This window comes from Lutibacter profundi (genome assembly GCF_001543325.1).
In the GTDB taxonomy this organism is placed as follows: domain Bacteria; phylum Bacteroidota; class Bacteroidia; order Flavobacteriales; family Flavobacteriaceae; genus Lutibacter; species Lutibacter profundi.
Genome location: NZ_CP013355.1, coordinates 191,307 through 209,739, shown reverse-complemented (window position 1 = coordinate 209,739; position 18,433 = coordinate 191,307). Strand labels below are relative to the sequence as shown.

The following is an 18,433-nucleotide window of genomic DNA, read 5'->3' as shown; positions in this document are numbered from 1 at the left end:
CTAATTAGAATGAAAAAATCAATTATTTTAATAATTTTCCTATTTTCTATTGTTATCAATTCTCAGGAATATTTTCCCAATAATACGGGTGTTAAAACCAAAGCTAATACAACTATTGCTTTTACAAATGCCACAATTTATGTTACTCCTTCACAAATTATAAACAAAGGAACGCTACTTATAAAAGACGGTAAAGTTCTCCATGTAGGATTAGCTGTTACAATACCTAAAGGAGCAGAAATTATAAATTTAAACGGTAAGTATATTTATCCTTCATTTATTGATGTTTATGCAAGTTTTGGAATTTCTAAACCTAAAAGGAAGCCTAATTCACGAAACAGTAAACCTCAGTACGATGCCCAAAGAAAAGGTTATTATTGGAACGACCACATTAGACCAGATACGAACCCTATTACTATTTTTAAATTTGATAAAAGCAAAGCTAAAGAACTTTTAAAAGCTGGGTTTGGTGTTGTAAATACTCATTTACAAGATGGTATTGTAAGAGGAAACGGACTTTTAATTTCTTTAAATTCAAATCCTTCTAGTAGTAACATAATTATAGACAATAAGTCTGCCCAATACTTATCTTTTCAAAAAAGCTCTAAATCAAAACAGGTATATCCTAATTCTTTAATGGGTGCTATGGCTTTACTTCGTCAAGTATATTTAGATGCTGAATGGTATGCTAAGGGACTTTCAAAAAACAACGATTTAGCATTAGATGCCTTTAATAGAAATAAAAAATTAGTTCAAATTTTTGATGCCGGCGGGAAACAAAATGATTTAAGAGCTGATAAAATTGGTGACCAATTTGGTGTTCAATACGTAATTGTTGGAGGAGGTAATGAATATGAAGATATTGAAGAAATAAAAGCTACAAATGCTACTTTTATAATCCCCATCAACTTTCGTAAAGCATACGATGTTAGCAATCCATATTTTGCAAGTAAAATTGATGTAAGTGATATGCGTAAATGGAATCAGGAACCTGCAAACTTAAGTGTATTGCAAAAAAATGGTGTTCGTTTTTCAATCACCACTCATAAATTGAAATCAATTGCTAATTTTAATAAAAATCTTCAAAAAGCCATTAAATTTGGCTTAGATAAAACCGTTGCTTTAGAAGCATTAACTACAGTTCCTGCCACAATTTTAAGAAAATCTAATGAAATAGGAACGCTACAAAAAGGACGCTATGCTAATTTTTTAATTACTTCAGGAGAAATATTTGAACCTAAAACTATAACTTATGAAAATTGGGTTCAAGGAAGTAAAAATGTAATAAATGATATGAATATTAAAGATATTACAGGAAACTATACCTTATCTTTAAATAATGAAAAATATCTTTTATCTATTACAGGTAAAGAGAGGAAGTTAACAAGCTCAATAAAAAAAGATAGTCTAAAAATAAAATCTAAAATATCTTATACTAATAATTGGTTAACTATCACAATTAATGAAACCAAAGACTCTCCAAAATTTACTAGGCTGGTTGGCAGAATTAATAATGCATCTAATGATTTAAATGGAACAAGTGTTGATGTTAGCGGCAAAGAATTCAAATGGAAAGCTATAAAACAACCTTCAGAAAAGAAGAAAAAAGAAAAAGAAAAAGAAGCTTCTAAACTTTCTTTAATGCCTATAACCTTTCCAAACACTGCTTTTGGTTTTGCAAAAAGAGCGAAACAAGAAACTATATTAATTAAGAATGCAACCGTTTGGACAAGTGAAAAGGAAGGGATATTACAGAATACAGATGTTTTAATAAAAAACGGTAAAATTTCTAAAATAGGTAAAAAGTTACATGCAGGAAGCGCAAAAATTATTGATGGTACTGGAAAATATTTAACTGCTGGAATTATAGATGAACATACACATATTGCAGCTGTTGCTATTAATGAAGCTGGGCAAAATTCTTCTGCTGAAGTAACTATTGAAGATGTTATAAACCCTGATGATATTAAAATTTACAGAAATTTAGCAGGTGGAGTAACTACCGTTCAAATATTACATGGTTCAGCAAATCCTATTGGTGGCCGTTCAGCTATTATTAAATTAAAATGGGGCGAAACTGCTAGCAATATGCTTTATAAAAATAGTCCTAAATTTATCAAATTTGCATTGGGTGAAAACGTTAAACAATCTAATTGGGGAAGTAATAATACCGTTAGATTTCCTCAAACTAGAATGGGTGTTGAACAAGTGTATCTAGATTATTTCCAAAGAGCAAAAGAGTACGATGATTTAAAAAAAACGGGGAAACCTTATAGAAAAGACGTAGAACTAGAAACATTAGCAGAAATTTTAAATAAAGAACGCTTTATTTCTTGTCATTCTTACGTACAAAGTGAAATTAATATGTTAATGAAAGTTGCCGAAAAATTCAATTTCAAAATAAATACTTTTACACACATTTTAGAAGGTTATAAAGTAGCTGACAAAATGAGGCAACACGGTGTAGGCGCTTCAACATTCTCAGATTGGTGGGCTTATAAATATGAAGTGAATGACGCAATACCATACAATGCTGCTATATTACACAACATGGGAATTACAGTAGCAATTAATTCTGATGATGCCGAAATGTCTAGAAGATTAAATCAAGAAGCCGCCAAAACTATTAAATACGGAGGTGTAAGCGAACAAGAAGCATGGAAATTTGTAACCTTAAACCCTGCTAAACTATTACATATTGATGATAAAGTTGGAAGTATAAAAGTTGGAAAAGATGCTGATTTGGTTTTATGGAGTGATAACCCATTATCCATTTATGCCAAAGCTGAAAAAACAATTATTAATGGTACAATATATTTTGATATTCAAAAAGATTTAGCATTGAGAAAATCTATCCAAAAAGAACGCAATACATTAATTAATATGATGCTTAATGAAAAAATTAATGGAAACCCCGTTCAATCACCTAAAAAGAAAGCAACCATTAATTTTCACTGTGACACCGTATTAGAATACTAAAAACTAAAATTATGAAAAAACAATATATATATAGTTTCATTTTCTTATTTATAATTGGAAAAATTATAGCACAACAAACACCAGCTCCTAAACAAACTACAGATTATAGCATAGAGGGCGCTACAGCACATATAGGAAATGGAGAAGTAATTGAAAATTCACTTATCATGTTTTCTAATGGAAAGCTACAATTTGTAGGAAGCGCAAACACAAAAATTACTCGTTTAGGAAACATTATAAATGCTAAGGGAAAACATGTTTACCCTGGTTTTATTGTTGCAAATACGTCGTTAGGTTTAGGAGAAATTGATGCTGTTAGAGCCACGTTAGATTATGATGAAGTAGGCGCTATGAATCCTCATATAAGAAGTTTAATAGCATACAACAGCGAATCTAAAGTAGTTGAAAGTATGCGACCAAACGGTGTATTGATGGGGCAAATTACACCTAGAGGTGGTACTATGTCTGGGACTTCTTCAATTGTTCAGTTTGACGCTTGGAACTGGGAAGATGCTGCCCTAAAGGTTAATGATGGAATCCATATCAACTGGCCGCAAAGTTTTACCTATGGAAAATGGTGGCTTGGTGAAGATCCTGGAGCCAAACCTGATAAAGAATATGCAACTAATGTAAAAAAAATAACTTCGTTTATTGCAAATTCTAAAAGGTATTTAAAAACCAAAAGAAACCCTAAAAATATTCCTTTTGAAGCTATGGAAGGGCTATTCAATGGAGAAAAAAAAATGTACATACATGCAAGTGGCGTTCAAGAAATTACAGATGCTATACATTTTATAAAAAAAGCAGGAATCAATAATATTGTAATTGTTCATGGAAATGACGCCTACAAAATTGCAGATTTACTAGTTAAAAATAATATTCCTGTAATTTTAGAAAGAGCCCATAGAGTGCCAAAGAGCAATGATTCTGATTATGATTTACCCTATAGATCTGCAAAACTTTTAGTTGATAAAGGAATTACCGTTGCTATTGGCATGGAAGGAAGTATGGAACGAATGAGCGCTAGAAATTTACCTTTTTACGCAGGAACCTACGCTGCTTATGGATTAAATAAAGAAGAAGCATTAAAGCTAATTACCTTAAATGCTGCCAAGATTTTAGGAATTGATGCTATTGTTGGATCTCTAGAAGTTGGCAAAGATGCTACACTATTTATTTCTGAAGGTGATGCATTGGATATGAGGACAAATGTGCTTACAAATGCCTTTATTCAAGGTAGAAAAATTAACCTTGAAACACATCAAACCAAATTATGGGAAAAATATTCTAAGAAATATGGTTTACAATAAGAATAAAAGAGGCTGTCTGAAAAGGAGGACACTGAAAAAGCAATTCTTTTTCAACATTTAACAAAAGCGATTAAATAAAATTAACTTTTATTTAATCGCTTTTGTTATTCAAGACTTTTTATTTTTTAAATTATGATGTCTTTTAGCAACGTTAAGGAGTGATTACAGGTTCTATTAAGCCATCATTTAGTTTAGTTTAGTTTCTATGCTATACTTGTAATTTCAGAATTCTTTTTAAGTTTACTGTAAATAATGCGATTGCTCCTTACATTTGCATATTTTCAATTCCATATGCATCATAAATTGCTTTGCGCAGTAGTTTTGAACGCTCTTTTAATACCTGAACTGCTGAAAATGGATTTGATTCTAGATAATGAATGTGCGGCATCAACTATGATGGATCTTGAACGAACAATACCATTGTCAATAGCAATTACAACCGTTTTTCCTATTTAAAGGTTTAACAGATACGAATCTGTTAAACGTAACTTTCTGAATTTTGTTAACAAACTAGCATTGATCACTCCTTGTTCAGGATCCATTTCAAGGAAATTCTTAAAAGACGAATGGTACATATTATAAAAAAAAATCGCCTAAAAATTACTTTTTAGACGACCTCTTTTTATATTTTATAGCAACTAAACCATAGTGGCTGCAATACGTTTATATATACCTTTTTCAAGTTTAGTTCTAATTGCTGAAAAGGATTCAATAGTTATCTCTACATCTTCCAATGTATGTGATGTTGTTGGTATTAGTCTTAAAAGAATCATTCCTTTTGGGATTACAGGATAAACAACAATTGAGCAAAATATGCCATGGTTTTCCCTTAAATCATTTACCATTGCCATTGCTTCTGGAATATCACCTTCTAAAAATACTGGAGTAACACAGGTATTTGTTTTCCCAATATCAAATCCATTATCTTTTAATCCATTTTGAAGTGCATTCACGTTTTCCCAAAGCTTTTCTTTTAATTCTGGCATTGTTCTTAGCATATCCAAACGCTTTAAAGCTCCTTTTACCATTGGCATTGGTAGAGATTTTGCAAACATTTGAGAACGCATATTATATTGTAAATATTGAATTATATCTTTATCTGCAGCAAAAAAAGCACCTATTCCTGCCATCGATTTTGCAAATGTTGCAAAATAAACATCTATTCCGTCTTGAACTCCCTGTTCAAACCCCGTACCTCTACCCTCTTTTCCTAGTGTTCCAAAACCGTGTGCATCATCAACTAATAATCTAAAGTTATATTCTTTTTTTAAATCAATAATCTCTTTTAGTTTTCCTTGCTCGCCACGCATACCAAAAACACCTTCAGAAATAACTAAAATTCCTCCATTGTGTTCCTCGGCTATTTTGGTTGCTCTTTGTAGATTTTTTTCTAAACTGTCAATATCATTATGCTTAAAAGTAAAACGCTTTCCTGGATGTAATCTAACACCATCAATAATACAGGCATGTGCATCCATATCATAAACAATAACATCATTTTTACTTACCAAAGCATCAATAGCTGATACCATTCCTTGGTATCCGAAATTCACCAAATAAGCAGCCTCTTTTTCTTCAAAATCTGCTAATTCTTGCTCAAGTTGTTCATGAAATTTTGTGTGACCCGACATCATTCTAGCACCCATAGGATATGCCATACCATATTCTTTAGCCGCTTCTGCATCTACTTTTCTTACCTCAGGATGATTTGCCAACCCTAAATAATCATTAATGCTCCATGTGATAACCTCTTTCCCATTGAACTTCATTCTGTTTGAAATTTCTCCTTCTAATTTTGGAAAAACATAATATCCTTCAGCTTGTTTTGCCCATTTTCCAAGTGGACCTTTATCTTTTACTATTCTTTCAAATAAATCTTTCATTATTAATTATTTTGGGCAAAATGTAATATTTTACTTACATTCAATGAGATTGCAAAGTACGGTAATTTTTTTTTGCTATTCAAATGATAGTTGAACAAAAAAAAAGACTAAAAATAAATTTTAGCCTCTTTATAATTATTTTTATGATTTCCTATTTAATATATTCAACAACTTCATGGGCCTGTTTTTGAGTATCAAAAAATCCTTGGTCTCGCATCCAGTCATCACTATAAATTTTTTCCATATAACGCGATCCATGGTCTGGTAAAATTAAAACTACTTTTGAGTTTTTATCAAAATATCCCTTTTCAGCATATTGTAATGTTGCTTGCACCACTGCTCCACTTGTATACCCTGTAAATAAGCCTTCTGTTAATGCTAATTCCCTGGCTCTATGGGCTGCAGCTTCATCTGTCACTTTTTCAAAAACATCAATTACATCAAAATCGGTTGCCGTAGGAATTAAATTTTTACCTAAACCTTCAATTCTGTATGGATATATTTCATTTTTATCAAATTCTCTTGTTTCATGAAATTTCTTTAAAATTGAACCAAAGGCATCAACACCTAAAGTTTTAATGGCTGGATTTTGTTCTTTTAAATATTTAGATACACCTGAAATTGTTCCTCCCGTACCACTTGCTGCAACTATATGTGTTACTTCTCCATTAGTTTGATTCCATATTTCTGGACCTGTTGAATGATAATGCGCATCTCCATTTAACTTATTGAAATATTGATTAATATATACTGAATTTGCCGTTTCTCTATGAAGTCTTTTTGCGACTTCGTAATATGAACGAGGGTCATCTGCATTCACATGCGCCGGACAAACATATACTTTTGCTCCCATAGCTTTAAGCATATTAATTTTGCCTGCTGAAGCTTTAGAGTTAACTGCAAGTATGCATTTATATCCTTTAATTATACTTACTAATGCAATACTAAAACCTGTATTACCTGAAGTTGTTTCAATAATAGTACTCCCTTTTTTTAATAATCCCTGCCTTTCTGCTTCTTCTATGATATGTATAGCAATTCTATCTTTCATAGAATGACCAGGGTTAAAACCTTCATACTTTACATAAAAGTTACCAATAAGATTTTTTGTGATTTTATTTAATTTGATTAGAGGAGTGTTACCAATAAGGTCTAAAATATTGTTACTTATACCTGTATTTTGTGTCATTTTTTAGAGTTTAATTCTAACTATAGTAATTCCGTAAATTTGTTATCTATAAAAATCAATAACATGCAAATTTAATAATTTTTTTTAAAACTTATGTAACCTTCTAAATCTAGAATAAAACTATAATCTCTAGCTACCTCTTTTAACGCTTCAAATCTTCCTGAGGCTCCACCATGACCGGCTTCCATATTTGTATGCATTACTAAAATATTTTTATCAGTTTTTAATTCGCGTAATTTAGCTATCCACTTTGCAGGCTCAAAATACTGCACTTGAGAATCATTTAAACCTGTAGTAATTAATAAATTTGGATATTTTTGTTTAGAAACATTATCATATGGTGAGTAAGATTTTATATAATCATAATACTCTTTTTCATTTGGATTTCCCCATTCATCGTATTCTCCTGTAGTTAAAGGAATACTATCATCTAACATTGTAGTAAGAACATCAACAAAAGGAACAGAAGCCAAAACTCCATGAAACAATTCAGGATTCATATTAATAATAGCCCCCATTAATAACCCACCTGCTGAACCTCCACTTGCATACAAATGTTCTTTTGATGTATATTGTATTTTTATTAAAAATTTTGCACTAGCAATAAAATCGGAGAATGTGTTTTTTTTCTTTAATAGTTTGCCGTCTTCATACCACTTTCTACCTAAATATTCACTTCCTCTTACATGTGCAATTGCAAAAACAAACCCTCTATCTAACAAACTTAAGCGAGTTGAACTAAACCCTGCATCTATAGTGTGCCCATATGAGCCATAACCGTATAAAAGTAAGGGTGTATTTGTTGTTAATGGTGTATTTTTATGATAAACTAACGATATTGGAATTTTAGTTCCATCAATGGCTGTTGCCCACAAACGTTCACTTTTATAATTATTTTTATCGAATTTTCCTCCTAAAACCTGCTGTTCTTTTTTGATTTCTTTTGTTTTAGTTACCATGTTAAAATCTATCACAGAACTTGGAGTAGTCATTGAATTGTATCCATAACGGATTACGTTTGTATCAAATTCTGGATTGAAATATACGCCTGCAGAATATGTTTCTTCTTCAAATGGTAAGTAATAATCTTCAGAATCATCCCAACGTATAACTCGAATCTTATTTAACCCATTTATACGCTCTTCAAGTACTAAAAAGTTTTTAAAAATAGAAATGTCTTCTAGTAAAACATCTTCTCTATGCGAGATAACATCAATCCAATTTTTTTTGAAGGTTTCCTTTTCAGGAGTTTTCATTAATTTAAAATTTGTTGCTCCATCTTTATTGGTAAGTATATAAAAATAATCTCCATAATGTGCTATATTATATTCTAAATTACGTTCTCTAGGTTGAAATACCCTAAATTCTCCTGTTGGGTTTTCAGCTTCTAAAATACGATATTCTGTAGAAACCGTACTATGCGAACCAATGATAATATACTTATCAGATTTAGTTCTATAAACATAGGTGCTAAATGCCTCATCTTCTTCAAAATACACTTCAACATCTGTAGAAGGATCTGTACCTAAAATATGTTTAAATACTTTTTCACTGCGTAAAGTTTCTGAATTTTTTTGTGTATAAAAAACCGTTTTATTATCGCTTGCCCAAGCTGCATTACCCGTAGTGTTTTCAATTTTTTCAGGATATAATTCTCCTGTCGTTAAATTCTTAAACTGCAATGTAAATTGTCTTCGACTAACTGTGTCAACCCCAAAAGAAATTAATTCATTATTTGGACTTACAGACAAGCCTGAAAGCCTGTAATAGCTATGTTTTTTAGCCATTTCATTAACGTCAAACATAATTTCTTCCTTAGCTTTTAAGGTTTTCTTTTTACGAGCATAAATAGGATACTGTTTCCCCTTTTTAAATCGCGTTAGGTAATAAAATCCATTTTTCTTATAAGGAACTGACTCATCGTCTTCTTTAATACGAGATTTCATTTCTTTATATAACTCTTCCTGAAATTGCTTTGTATTCGCAGTTATTGTATCATAATATGAATTTTCAGCCTTTAAATAATCAATAACTTTAGGGTTTTCTCTTTCGTTTAACCAATAATAATTATCAATTCTTACATCACCATGAATCTTCAACCTTTTTTCAATCTTTTCAGCTTTTGGTGGCTCAATATTATTCTCTATCATTTTAAATAATTTCTCTAGTCGGCAAAAGTACTATATTTGCCATTGAATTAGATTAAATTTATACTAAAATGTTTGGAGACTTATCGGAAATGATGACAAAGCTTAAAGAAGCTCAGGTAAAAATTGAAGAAACTAAAAAACGCTTAGATACGGTTTTAATTGATGATGAAGCTGGTAACGGCAACATAAAAGTTACTGTTACTGCCAATGGAATTATTAAAAATATTTCAATTTCTGAAAACCTAAAAGATAGGGAGGAAATTGAAGATTATTTGATTATTGCGCTCAATAAATCGTTACAAAAAGCAAGTGAAATACGTGAAAATGAACTTGCTCAAGCCGCTAAAAATGGAATGCCAAATATTCCTGGGTTAGATTTACTTGACTAGTTTTAAACTAATCTACAAAAAAATCATCTTTAAAACCTATTAAAAATACTTTTTCTTGTGCTCTTGTAATGGCTGTATATAGCCACCTTAAATATTCAATATTCTGACCTTCAGGCAAATACGGTTGCTCTATAAAAACATTTTTCCATTGTCCTCCCTGTGATTTATGGCAAGTAACTGCATACGAGAATTTAACTTGTAGTGCGTTAAAGTACTTACTTTTTTTAATTGCTAGTAATTGTTTGTATTTTGATTTTTCATGAGCAAAATCTTTTGCTACTTCTTGGTACAGTCTATTAGAATCATTATAAGAAAGCGATGGAGATTCTGAATTTATAGTATCTAATAAAAGTACCGTTTCAAAAGGTTTTTGATTGGGATAATCAATCATACGAATTTTAACTTCAGCAAATCTAAAACCATACAACTCCTTTATATTAAAAATTTCTAAAATTTCACAAATATCTCCATTGGCAATAAAGCCTGCTTCACTTGTATCTTTTAGCCAATAATAATTGTTTTTAACAACCATAATATAATCTCCTGTTGAAATTTCATTTTCTTGTCCTCTAATTTTACTTCTAATTTGTTGGTTGTACAGATTCGCTCGTTTATTTGATCGTACTATAAAAGTGGTGTCTTCCACTCCAATATTATCATAAGCTGTATTTATAGCGTCTTCAATTTCATAACCATCAATAAGTCTAATTATATCTGGAAAACCTAATTGAAATTGAAAATTACTAAATCCGTTATTCTTCAAAATTAAACGAAGTTGAGTTGCATTAATCAAAATTCCTGAGTCTTTATGCTGGCGCATAACTTCATCCAATTCAATTTCTGTGACATCTTTCTGGTAATTTAATGTCAATTTATGTACATCTAAAGCCGGACTAATATCAAGTTTTACTGGTGGTAATTGTGCCGTATCACCTATTAATATTAGTTTACAATGTACCCCAGAGTATACGTAAGAGATTAAATCATCTAATAATGAGTTATTTTCAAAAAGTTTAGTTCCTGAAGGAGAATCTGGAATCATAGAGGCTTCATCAACAATAAATATTGTGTTTGTATGCTTATTTGTTTGCAATACAAAGTCTACTCCACCAGATTTATTTTTTCGTGGATGATATATTTTTTTATGGATTGTAAAAGCTTGCCTGTTAGAATATCCTGAAATAACTTTAGCAGCTCTACCTGTAGGGGCGAGTAATACTGCTTTTTTATTGGCTCTCCATAAATTATTAACTACAGTACTAATTGAAGTTGTTTTACCAGTTCCAGCATATCCTTTAATTAAAAATAACGTACCCTTTTTGTCTTCAAAAATAAATTTTGAGAGTTTTTCAAGTAATACATCTTGTGAAATTGTAGGTTCAAATGGAAACTTGTCAATAATATCATTATAAAATTCTAGTGCCGTTTTTATCATATTTTAAATAAAATTCAAATATACAAATTGATTTATGCAGAAAAATTTTTCTCATTAAAAAAAATTTGTAGATTTGCGTACACACATAAATAAAATACAAATGATAACATTTTTAATTATAATAGCTGGTATTATTGTTACTGGTTTTTTAGCTTATGCCATTGTTAATTATATTCCAAGAAAACTTCATTGGATTATTTCAATCATACTAATTGCCTTGGCAGCACTTTTAGTTTATAAAATTAATTTTGAAATTCAAAAACCTGTTCAGTTTAACAAAGCTAAAAAAATTAGGTATGCTAAAGTGATTAAAAACTTAAAAATTATCCGTGATGCTGAAGTTGCTTATAAAAAAGTAACTGGCAAATACACTGCTGATGGTGAAGGATTAATTAAGTTTATTGATACTGCAAAATTTGCCTTAACACAAACTAAAAACGTGCCTAAAACCATTCACCTTAGTGGAGGAATAACTAAAGAAATAGAAGAAAGAGTTGTTGACACTATTGGATATGAAGATGTGAAAATTCAGTTTACAGGAAGAGATTACAAAAATATGCTCCAAATACCTGGCACTGACCAAAAATTTAAAATTGAAGTTGGTGAAGTTGAAAAAATAGCAGGTATTAAAGCCCCAGTATTTGAAGTGAAAGTTGACAAAGCTTTAATTTTAAAAGGAATGGACAAAAATTTAATTGCACAAGAAAGAGAAGCAATTGGTGGTGAAGAAATTAGGGGTGCATTTATTAGAATTGGCTCTTTAAATGAAGTAAGTGAAGACGGAAACTGGCCTCCTTTTTATGATAAAGAAGATAATCAAAATAAAGAATAACAAGATAGATTTAAAAAATCTACAAGAAAATCATTTATCCATCCAACTTAGTTTGGATGGATTTTCTTTTTGTATTTACAACAAAATTCAAAAAGAAATAGGTGCTTTTAATACCTACGAATTTGATGATACATCTATTTCTCCATACAAGCATTTAGCATTAATTGAAGAAATATTTGAGCAAGAAACTCTACTTCAAGAAAAATATCATTCTGTAAGTGTTACACACCACAACAATTTAGTTACCCAAGTTCCTCAGCCTTTTTTCGATAAAAATAAATTAGAAAGTTATTTACAACATACAATTAAAGTACTTGAAAATGATTTTGTTACTTATGACAAAATAACTAATTCTGAAATTATAAATGTATATATCCCCTTTGTTAATATCAATAATTTTTTGCTAGATAAATATGGGACATTTATTTATAAACACGCTTCAACAATTCTTATCGAAAAGTTACTAAATGTTTATAAAAATACAGAAGAAGTCATTTTTTTTATAAATGTTACCAAATCCAACTTTGATGTAATTATTTTTAATAATAAAAAATTAGAATTATTTAATTCATTTTATTTTAAAACCAAAGAAGATTTTATATACTACATCCTATTTATTGCAGAGCAATTAAACTTTAACCCTGAAGAATTTAAATTAGTACTATTGGGTGATATTGAAAAGAACTCTGATATTTACAATATTTTATATCAATATATCAGAAATATAACCTTTTATTCACCTGCTAATTTTCCTTCAATACTTAAAGATATCTCTCCCCACTCACATTTTACAATACTAAATCAAATATAGCCAATGCGCATTATTTCTGGAATACATAAAAGTAAGCGTTTACACGCCCCTAAAAATTTACCGGTAAGACCAACAACAGACATGGCAAAAGAGGCTTTATTTAACATTTTAAATAACTCTTATTACCTAAATGAGGTAGTGGTTTTAGATTTATTTTCTGGAACTGGAAATATAAGCTTTGAATTTGGCTCAAGAGGAACAAAAAACATTACAGCAGTTGATGCTCACTACGGTTGTATAAAATATATTAATTTGATTTCTAAGGAACTAGATTTAAATATCAATACTTTCAAAAGTGATGCTTATAAATTTTTAGAAAACACAAATACAACGTTTGATATTATTTTTGCTGATCCTCCTTATAAGTTTGAAGATCATTTATTTGAAAAAATTATTGATTTAGTTTTTGATAATAATTTATTGAACGAAAATGGTGTTTTAATAATTGAACACTCTAAGCAAACCTCATTAGAAAATCACAGTCTTTTTAGTTATTCAAAAAGGTACGGAGGAAATATGTTTAGTTTTTTTGAAATATAAAATAAATATTAAAACAAAGCTTCAATGAGTTGCTTTTCTGAAATACCTTCAGCTTCTGCTTTGTAATTTTTAACAATTCTATGTTTTAAAATAGAAAAAGCAATTGCTTGTACATCCTCAATATCTGGTGAAAATTTGCCGTTTACTGCCGCATTTGCTTTTGCTCCTAAAATTAGATTTTGAGAAGCTCTTGGCCCTGCTCCCCAATCTATATAGTTATTCACAATTTCAGGTGAATTTTCAGAATTTGGACGAGTTTTAGACACTAATTTTACAGCATATTCTATCACATTATCTGCTACAGGTATTCTCCTAATTAAATGTTGGAAATTTGAAATTTCTTGTGCCGATAATAGAGCATTTATAACTGGTGTTTCATCATTTGTGGTGCTTTTAACTACATTTACTTCTTCAATAAAACTTGGATATTCTAAATTTATTGAAAACATAAACCTATCTAATTGAGCTTCTGGTAAAGGATATGTTCCTTCTTGTTCAATTGGATTTTGAGTTGCCAACACAAAAAAAGGTTGTGCTAATTTATAATGATGCCCCGCAATTGTAACAGTGCGTTCTTGCATAGCTTCTAATAAAGCTGCTTGTGTTTTTGGTGGAGTCCTATTAATTTCATCGGCTAAAATAATATTACTAAATATAGGCCCTTTTATAAATTTAAAATGATTGGATTCGTCTAAAATTTCACTTCCTAAAATATCTGAAGGCATTAAATCTGGTGTAAATTGTATTCTTTTAAAATCAAGCCCTAATGCTTCAGAAATTGTATGAACAATTAAGGTTTTAGCCAAACCAGGTACACCTATTAAAAGAGAATGACCTCCACTTAAAATTGATAATAAAATATGGTTTATAGCTTCATCTTGACCAATAATCACTTTGGCAATTTCTTGCTTTAAAGATTTGTATTTTATAACCAGTTCTTTTAATGCAGCAACGTCAGACATCATTATTCTTTTTTCCAATTATTTTTAAAATCGCATTTTTTAAAGTCCTTATTTATTTTAATATAGGTATCAACAATTTTATCTTTCGCCCATTTTTCAACAGTTTCTTCTTTCTTTTTCTGCAATGTTAATTGTTGAATTTTTTCGTAATCCTTCGTAAAGCTTGCTTTGTGAGCTTCTTCTTTACTCTTTAGTAAAATTATTTTAAACATTTTTGATTCACCTCTAATTTCATCATAAAAAGCATGTGTAATTTCTCCTTCTTTTAAATTACTAACCCTACCGTATAAAGTAGGATCCATACGTGTTAAATTAAATTTAGTGTCATTCGTTTGAGGGTTTAAAATAAGCCCTTTATTGTTTTTAGTTTCTGTATCCTCAGAATATTTTAATACTGCTTCCTCAAAAGTAATTTCTCCTTTTAAAATTTGTTCTCTAATTTTTTCTAATTCATCTTTAGAGGATTTTAATTCCGCTTCACTAATTTTTGGCTGAATTAATATATGCCGCACGTCTCGCTCTTGACCTTTAATTTTTTCAACTTGAATAATATGAAATCCAAAACCCGACTCAAAAGGGTCAGAAATTTCACCTTCATCTAAACTAAACGCAACTTCTTTAAACTCTTTTATAAAATTAGCCTCACGTGTTATAGTATATTTCCCTCCAGCGCCTGGTCCATTTCCTGAAACAGCAGGGTCGTCAGAGTTTATAATAGCTTTAAGCCTAAAGCTATAACCATCTTCTATTTCTTTTTTTATTTGCTTTAATTTATTTATAACTCTATTGGTTTCTTCTTCAGATGGTTTTATTATTTTAACAATTTGTGCCAATTCAATTTCTGCACTAAATTCAGGCAAGCTATTATCTTTTTCTAAATTACTATAATACGTTCTAACTTCTTCAGGAGTTACATCAACTTTTTCAGTAATACTTTCGCGCTCTTTTCTAATTAAAATTTGCTCTTTTTGAATATCAAATAATTCTTTCCTCAAATCTTCTTCATCATTAAAACCGTACATTTTAACTACTTTTTCAATAGAACCTAATTGCTGTTTAAAATATGAAATATTACGTTCAACTTCAGAATTTACTTCAACATCAGAAGCTACAATACTATCAACCACCGCATGGTGTGCTATTAATTTTTGTATCATAAGTTCTTCAAGCATTTCACAATTTGAAATGTCTATCTTTCCTTCAGTACGCTGTTGTAACTCTTTTTTAAATTTATCAATGTCAGAATCTAACACTATATTTTTACCAACAACTACAGCTACTCCATCTATTTTTATCCTCTTATTTATATTACTTTCTACTTTTAAGCTATCTTGTGCATTCAATCCTATAAAAAATAGCAAAAAAGTAATTATAGTTAGGTGTTGTTTCATTTTAATAAATTTCAAATTGTTGTTTTTTTGTTGCATCATCAATCAGTGTTTCTTCAATGTTTCTCAATAATAATAGTTTTCTTTGATGTAAAATCATTTGTTTAATTGTAGGTGTTACATAACTTTTAGGTGCTGTTTCATTTCTTTTTAACACCTTTTTAATAGTCACCAAATATAGGCTTAATGAATCTTCTTTTTGAATAAAATTACCTTTTTTTAACAATTGGTTTTTTTGTTCCGTTTTCAAAATTGGTACTTTGGTAATCAGGTCACTATATTTTACCCATATTGAATCGTTTAAATGATATGATTTGAAAAAAAGTTCTTTTGATTTTAAGCTGTCTAAATCTTCTTTTTTTGTGGACTTAAATAATTTTATCAACTCTTTTTTATTTAGAATATTTTTTCCAATTTTAATATACTTAAGTCTTAGCAATTCTTCATTAAGTTTAAAATTTTGATTATTTTTAGTATAGAATTTATCAATATCATCATCTGTTATTTTAGTATTTAAATATTGTTTTACAACTGCTTCTTTGTATGAATTTATAAATAAATCTTCTCTATATTTTTTAACAAGTTCTTCAAATTTATCAGTTTTATTTTCTAAATTTATTTGAGCTTTAGACAATAATAATTGTTGTTTAATCCAATTATTAATAAAATTATTAATTAATAAAGTACTATCCTGTTTACTAAGATCTTTCGTAGCAATAATATTTTTTAAATCATCTTTATATAAATATGTGTTATTTACACGAGCAACAGGTTGGCGTGTATCATTTTTAATTGTAAAATAATTACATGATTGCAATACTAAAACAATTGCTATTAAAAAGCTATATTTATATTTTTCCAAATTTTAAAAATTTAATTTTTTAATCTTTTTTTTCTAATTTATTAATTTTAACCTCATATTTTTTATGAAGTTTTTTTACCATTGCAATTTCTAAATAATTTTGATAATCTGAAATTACAGTACTTTTTATGTTACTTAGTTTTTTATGATTGTATTTTGTACTTTTATTTAAATTAAAATAGCGCAAAAGACCTGTACTGTCTTTTGCCTTTTCCCAAACTTGTTTATCCAATAAATCGAAAATAAGCAATCCTTCTTTAAATTCTTTATATGTATTCGCAAAATCAGGATTAGAGAACTCTAAATGTTCTTTGTAATAATTAAGTACTTCTTGTTCTTCAAAGTTTATAAATACCTCTTTAGGAGACTTAAAGATGTATGATTTTAAGTAATTTATAAATTTTTGTTGAAAAATATTTTTCCCATTTATTGATAAAATTATTTGTTTAAATTTTTCTGAATTGGTTTTCCAATCATCTACTTCAAACTGTTGAAGTGCTTTATTATTAACAACCACATTGTACTGTTCAAAAAGTTTCTTGACAACCGATTTATCTATTAAATTTGAGCGTTCATCTTTCTCAACTTCTTTTGTTAATTTATCTTTTAGTTCTTCAAAATTTTTAAGTGGATATTTCTTCAATAACTTTATAATATGCCATCCAAATTGAGTTTGAAATGGCTTTGATATATCACCTTCATTTTTTATAGAAAAAGCAACATTGGCAAAATTTTTAATCATTTTTCCTGAACCAAATTTATTTAGTTTCCCTCCATTCATTGCACTTGTTCTATCTTCAGATACCTTTTTAGCTATTTCAGAAAAACTGCCATTTTTATTTAACAATTCATTATAAATTGAGTCTATTAATTTTTTTGCATTAACATTATTTTTTTTAAACATTATATGTGCAACTTCAACCTCTCCTCTAGAGTCTCTAATAGCGTTTACTTTTAAAATATGATATCCAAACTTTGTTTTAAAAGGCATTGAAACTTGCCCTACAGGAGTCAAAAATGCTTTATTTTCAAATGGATAAACCATTTGTAATACAGTAAAATAGCCTATTTCCCCTCCATTTTGTTGAACTGTTGGGTCTTTTGAGTAACGCTTTGCTATTTTAGCAAAGTCATTTCCTTCAATAATTAAATTTCGAGCTTCTATTAAAGTGTTATAAACTTCTACAGTATCTTTAGGTAAAGCCGAAGGTTTTAAAGGAATTAAGATATGACTAACGTTTACCTCTTTTTTTAACCTACTATAAGCCTCTTTTACTAATTTTTTTGTAACATCCTTGTCCTTTAAATACGGTAAAATTAAAGTCTCTTTATATTTTTTCAATTCATTTTTAAACGCTTGAATTGTATCAAGGCCTAAAAATTTAGCTTCTTTAACTTTTAGTTTATAGTTGATAAATAGCTGTAAATATTTTTGAATATCTGTTTTAGAATTATCAACTATCTTTAAATTTTTTTTATAAACATTTAAAAATTCTTGTGTGTAAAAAGGTTCATTATCAATAGTAAATAACACTTTTTTACTTTCCTGTGAAAAAGTTTTAAGAACTATAAAAAGTAATGTTACAAGTACATATTTGGGCTTCATAAAATACTTATTTTGTTGCTAAAATAATAAAAAGTGCTAAATTCCTATTTATTCTAAAACGATGCAATATATTTTATATTTTTTTTAATCGTGTTAA

At 29.1% G+C, this 18,433-nt stretch carries 14 protein-coding genes and 1 pseudogene; 6 read left to right on the top strand and 9 right to left on the bottom strand.

The annotated features are described in order from the left end of the window. The first annotated feature begins 9 nt into the window (after positions 1-9). Complete coding sequence (locus tag Lupro_RS00965) at positions 10-2,979, top strand: amidohydrolase family protein (protein ID WP_068205630.1); 2,970 nt, start codon at positions 10-12, stop codon at positions 2,977-2,979. A gap of 11 nt (positions 2,980-2,990) precedes the next feature. Continuing rightward, the gene (locus Lupro_RS00960; protein WP_068205629.1) at positions 2,991-4,289 is read left to right on the top strand and encodes an amidohydrolase family protein; all 1,299 of its coding nucleotides are present in this window, start codon (positions 2,991-2,993) and stop codon (positions 4,287-4,289) included. A 298-nt stretch (positions 4,290-4,587) separates the two neighbouring features. Here the strand turns inward: Lupro_RS00960 and Lupro_RS13080 are convergent. The 4 genes and pseudogenes from Lupro_RS13080 to Lupro_RS00945 form a co-directional block, all read right to left on the bottom strand. After that, a pseudogene (locus Lupro_RS13080) lies at positions 4,588-4,867 on the bottom strand (IS5/IS1182 family transposase); the annotation flags it as partial. A gap of 60 nt (positions 4,868-4,927) precedes the next feature. After that, positions 4,928-6,172: a cysteate-C-fatty acyltransferase gene (locus Lupro_RS00955; protein ID WP_068205628.1), complete on the bottom strand. Its 1,245-nt coding sequence runs from the start codon at positions 6,170-6,172 to the stop codon at positions 4,928-4,930. Between the two features lie 151 nt (positions 6,173-6,323). Beyond that, positions 6,324-7,361, bottom strand: coding sequence for a cysteate synthase (locus tag Lupro_RS00950; RefSeq protein ID WP_068205627.1), 1,038 nt, complete (start codon positions 7,359-7,361; stop codon positions 6,324-6,326). 71 nt (positions 7,362-7,432) lie between these two features. Further along, positions 7,433-9,511, bottom strand: a complete 2,079-nt coding sequence (locus Lupro_RS00945) for a S9 family peptidase (RefSeq protein ID WP_068205626.1) — start codon at positions 9,509-9,511, stop codon at positions 7,433-7,435. Between the two features lie 68 nt (positions 9,512-9,579). Here Lupro_RS00945 and Lupro_RS00940 point away from each other — a divergent pair, with 68 nt between their 5' ends. Next, the gene (locus tag Lupro_RS00940) at positions 9,580-9,900 is read left to right on the top strand and encodes a YbaB/EbfC family nucleoid-associated protein (protein WP_068205625.1); all 321 of its coding nucleotides are present in this window, start codon (positions 9,580-9,582) and stop codon (positions 9,898-9,900) included. Between the two features lie 7 nt (positions 9,901-9,907). Here Lupro_RS00940 and Lupro_RS00935 read toward each other — a convergent pair whose 3' ends face one another. Continuing rightward, the gene (locus Lupro_RS00935) at positions 9,908-11,335 is read right to left on the bottom strand and encodes an ATP-dependent DNA helicase (RefSeq protein WP_068205624.1); all 1,428 of its coding nucleotides are present in this window, start codon (positions 11,333-11,335) and stop codon (positions 9,908-9,910) included. Between the two features lie 100 nt (positions 11,336-11,435). On the opposite strand from Lupro_RS00935, the gene Lupro_RS00930 reads away from it, so the two are divergent. The 3 genes from Lupro_RS00930 to Lupro_RS00920 are packed head-to-tail and all read left to right on the top strand — an operon-like array spanning position 11,436 to position 13,518. Further along, positions 11,436-12,167 (top strand): hypothetical protein, encoded by a 732-nt coding sequence (locus Lupro_RS00930; protein WP_068205623.1) that lies wholly within the window; start codon positions 11,436-11,438, stop codon positions 12,165-12,167. After that, a complete protein-coding gene (locus Lupro_RS00925; protein ID WP_082703833.1) occupies positions 12,136-12,978 on the top strand; it encodes a DUF3822 family protein in 843 nt (280 codons plus the stop codon). Before Lupro_RS00930 ends, Lupro_RS00925 begins: the two co-directional genes overlap by 32 nt. A gap of 3 nt (positions 12,979-12,981) precedes the next feature. Then, the gene (locus Lupro_RS00920) at positions 12,982-13,518 is read left to right on the top strand and encodes an RsmD family RNA methyltransferase (RefSeq protein WP_068205621.1); all 537 of its coding nucleotides are present in this window, start codon (positions 12,982-12,984) and stop codon (positions 13,516-13,518) included. An 8-nt stretch (positions 13,519-13,526) separates the two neighbouring features. Here the strand turns inward: Lupro_RS00920 and Lupro_RS00915 are convergent, their stop codons facing one another. The 4 genes from Lupro_RS00915 to Lupro_RS00900 are packed head-to-tail and all read right to left on the bottom strand — an operon-like array spanning position 13,527 to position 18,336. Beyond that, positions 13,527-14,480 (bottom strand): AAA family ATPase, encoded by a 954-nt coding sequence (locus Lupro_RS00915; RefSeq protein ID WP_068205620.1) that lies wholly within the window; start codon positions 14,478-14,480, stop codon positions 13,527-13,529. 2 nt (positions 14,481-14,482) lie between these two features. Continuing rightward, complete coding sequence (locus Lupro_RS00910) at positions 14,483-15,871, bottom strand: peptidylprolyl isomerase (RefSeq protein ID WP_227807459.1); 1,389 nt, start codon at positions 15,869-15,871, stop codon at positions 14,483-14,485. A 1-nt stretch (position 15,872) separates the two neighbouring features. Then, on the bottom strand, positions 15,873-16,730 hold the full coding sequence (locus Lupro_RS00905) for a hypothetical protein (protein WP_082703832.1): 858 nt from the start codon (positions 16,728-16,730) through the stop codon (positions 15,873-15,875). A 19-nt stretch (positions 16,731-16,749) separates the two neighbouring features. Beyond that, positions 16,750-18,336: a peptidylprolyl isomerase gene (locus Lupro_RS00900; RefSeq protein WP_068205618.1), complete on the bottom strand. Its 1,587-nt coding sequence runs from the start codon at positions 18,334-18,336 to the stop codon at positions 16,750-16,752. Between the last annotated feature and the right edge of the window lie 97 nt (positions 18,337-18,433).

Excerpts from the sequence above, each read along its gene's own strand:
- Lupro_RS00930 (WP_068205623.1), top strand. The coding sequence starts at position 11,436 with ATGATAACATTTTTAATTATAATAGCTGGTATTATTGTTACTGGTTTT.
- Lupro_RS00935 (WP_068205624.1), bottom strand. The coding sequence starts at position 11,335 with ATGATAAAAACGGCACTAGAATTTTATAATGATATTATTGACAAGTTT.
- Lupro_RS00915 (WP_068205620.1), bottom strand. The coding sequence starts at position 14,480 with ATGTCTGACGTTGCTGCATTAAAAGAACTGGTTATAAAATACAAATCT.
- Lupro_RS00920 (WP_068205621.1), top strand. The coding sequence starts at position 12,982 with ATGCGCATTATTTCTGGAATACATAAAAGTAAGCGTTTACACGCCCCT.
- Lupro_RS00910 (WP_227807459.1), bottom strand. The coding sequence starts at position 15,871 with ATGAAACAACACCTAACTATAATTACTTTTTTGCTATTTTTTATAGGA.
- Lupro_RS00950 (WP_068205627.1), bottom strand. The coding sequence starts at position 7,361 with ATGACACAAAATACAGGTATAAGTAACAATATTTTAGACCTTATTGGT.
- Lupro_RS00925 (WP_082703833.1), top strand. The coding sequence starts at position 12,136 with ATGATAAAGAAGATAATCAAAATAAAGAATAACAAGATAGATTTAAAA.
- Lupro_RS00960 (WP_068205629.1), top strand. The coding sequence starts at position 2,991 with ATGAAAAAACAATATATATATAGTTTCATTTTCTTATTTATAATTGGA.
- Lupro_RS00900 (WP_068205618.1), bottom strand. The coding sequence starts at position 18,336 with ATGAAGCCCAAATATGTACTTGTAACATTACTTTTTATAGTTCTTAAA.
- Lupro_RS00945 (WP_068205626.1), bottom strand. The coding sequence starts at position 9,511 with ATGATAGAGAATAATATTGAGCCACCAAAAGCTGAAAAGATTGAAAAA.
- Lupro_RS00955 (WP_068205628.1), bottom strand. The coding sequence starts at position 6,172 with ATGAAAGATTTATTTGAAAGAATAGTAAAAGATAAAGGTCCACTTGGA.
- Lupro_RS00940 (WP_068205625.1), top strand. The coding sequence starts at position 9,580 with ATGTTTGGAGACTTATCGGAAATGATGACAAAGCTTAAAGAAGCTCAG.
- Lupro_RS00965 (WP_068205630.1), top strand. The coding sequence starts at position 10 with ATGAAAAAATCAATTATTTTAATAATTTTCCTATTTTCTATTGTTATC.